This window comes from Acetobacter cerevisiae (genome assembly GCF_001580535.1).
Lineage (GTDB): Bacteria > Pseudomonadota > Alphaproteobacteria > Acetobacterales > Acetobacteraceae > Acetobacter > Acetobacter cerevisiae.
The window spans coordinates 1-686 of sequence record NZ_LHZA01000007.1 but is presented as its reverse complement, the minus strand read 5'-3'; the positions used below and the strand labels follow the sequence as shown (position 1 = coordinate 686).

The window sequence follows — 686 nt, the reverse complement described above, 5'->3', positions numbered from 1 at the left end:
AACCCCGGCCCATGGCGTATCCCGTACCACCATCAGGGCTTGCTACATTATTGCCGTGAGTTTGGCGTGCAGCTCGAACCCTTTATCGAGCTGAACCACAATAGCTGGCTGCACTCCACCGGCGCCTTTGGCGGCAAGGCCGTACGGTATCGGGAACTGGCGTCTGACTTCAACGGCTTTACGGCAGAACTGCTGGCCAAAGCCATTGACCAGCACAAGCTGGACGAGCTCGTTCCGGAAGAGGAACGCGCCCATATCCGTGACGCCATGCACTCCTGGGGTGCTCTGAATAAGGACATGGCCTACGCCAAAGGCAACACCAGTTCTCTGCGCCGGGGGTTTGAAAAACCGCAGGGCGGTGGGATTGATGGCGCGCCCGTCCCCTCCGATCCGTTTGCCCGTAAAGATGTCATGCAGTCCGGCCTGTGGAACTGGATGGCCTTTCACGAACGGCTGGACATGCAGACCACCATGTTCCAGCCCGTCGGCGGGATGGACCAGATCGGCAAAGGTTTCACCCGTCAGGTGAAAGACCTCATCACGCTGAACTGCAAGGTCTCCTCCATCCATCAGGATGACCGTGGCGTGACCGTTACCTACACTGACACCGCCCATGGCGATGCTGTGCGACAGGCGCAGGCCGATTATTGTGTCTGCACCATTCCGCTTTCTGTGCTGTCTCAGCT

Annotated in this window: 1 protein-coding gene; it reads left to right on the top strand. The window is 58.9% G+C overall.

What is annotated here, in order from left to right; all coding sequences use genetic code 11:
- Positions 1 to 686, top strand: a 686-nt coding sequence (locus tag AD928_RS00045) for a flavin monoamine oxidase family protein (protein WP_209436614.1), incomplete at both ends; no start/stop codon positions are given.